Below are 1,329 nucleotides of genomic sequence, written 5' to 3' on the forward strand. Positions count from 1 at the left end.
GGGACTATCAGGAATTTCGTGCGTGGGGGAGCGGGTTATCATTTAGGCGGCTGCCTGAATGAAGCGCTCACCGAACGTGATGGCGAACTGGGATTTAGCTGCTGACCATTCCCTTGCCCCCATAGTCCAGTCTTTTTGTGTTCGTTGCAAGACCAGCCACAATAATTTGGTTGCGGCTTCTTCGCTTGGGAAGTGGCCCCGTGCGCGAACGGCCCTTCGCAGTTTGGCGTTTAGGGCTTCGATCGCATTGGTGGTGTAGATTATTTTACGCACATCAGGCCCAAAGCCGAAGAAAGGGATAATCTGGCTCCATTGCCGCCTCCAGATCTGGCCAATGGCGGCATATCGTTGCCCCCATGGCCCTGCTTCAAAGGCCGTCAGCGCCTTTTCAGCTTCGTCGGCATTGGTGGCGCGGTAAATGTCTTTGAGGGCTGTGGCGACAGGCTTGCGGTCCTTCCAAGACAATAAATCGAGGCTGTTGCGCAAAACATGGACGATGCAGGTTTGTACCATTGTCTCGGGAAAGATGGCGTTTATGGCGTCTGGGAAACCTTTGAGGCCATCAACGACCGCGATCAATATGTCATCAGTGCCGCGTGCCTTGAGCTCATTCATGACGCGGAGCCAGAATTTGGCCCCCTCATTTTGTTCAACCCAAAGACCCAGTACCTCCTTGCGGCCATCGTGGCGAACGCCAAGGGCGATATGGATGGCTTGGTTTTTGACACTCCCTTCGTCGCGTATTTTGACCCTGATAGCGTCAAAGAAAACAATGGGATATGTGGGTTCAAGCGGCCGGCCTTGCCACACGCCGACCTCCTCCAAGACCGCATTTGTCACCGTCGAGATCAGATCTGGCGAAACTTCTAAGCCATAAATCTCAAGTAAATGGCCTTGAATATCGCGCGTGCTCATACCCCGCGCATACATCGACAATATCTTCTCATCAAAGCCTGGAAAGCGACGTTGATACTTGCCAATCAACTGGGGATCAAAGCGGCCTTGTCGGTCGCGGGGCACTGCGATCTCCATCGACCCCGTGTCGGTCAATACCGTCTTACGGCCAACCCCGTTGCGCCGGTTATCGTGTCGCTCAGCTGCATCAGTCTCCAGATGATGATCCATCTCAGCATTCAAAACACGCTCAGCCAACGCCTTCTTCAAGGCATCAAACAAACCGCCACTCACAAAGGCGTCTTTGATATCTCCCTGCGCCAATAGCTGGTCCAAAACCTCATTCGTTATCGTGGGTAAACTCTTCTTCTCTGACATCGGGAATCACCTCCGTTCCCTACAGGCTCCCCCACGCACGAAATTCCTGATAGTCCC

General features: G+C 53.6%; 1 protein-coding gene. It reads right to left on the reverse strand.

Features of this window, described 5'->3' with window-relative positions:
* Nucleotides 1-42: 42 nt before the first annotated feature.
* A complete protein-coding gene (locus tag ACOVRA_RS13950) occupies nucleotides 43-1,272 on the reverse strand; it encodes an IS256 family transposase (protein ID WP_395780217.1) in 1,230 nt (409 codons plus the stop codon).
* Between the last annotated feature and the right edge of the window lie 57 nt (nucleotides 1,273-1,329).

The sequence above is a fragment of the Aquidulcibacter sp. genome (assembly GCF_049239865.1).
Lineage (GTDB): Bacteria > Pseudomonadota > Alphaproteobacteria > Caulobacterales > Aquidulcibacteraceae > Aquidulcibacter.

Coding starts and splice junctions, on each gene's coding strand:
- ACOVRA_RS13950 (WP_395780217.1), bottom strand. CDS start 1,272: ATGTCAGAGAAGAAGAGTTTACCCACGATAACGAATGAGGTTTTGGAC.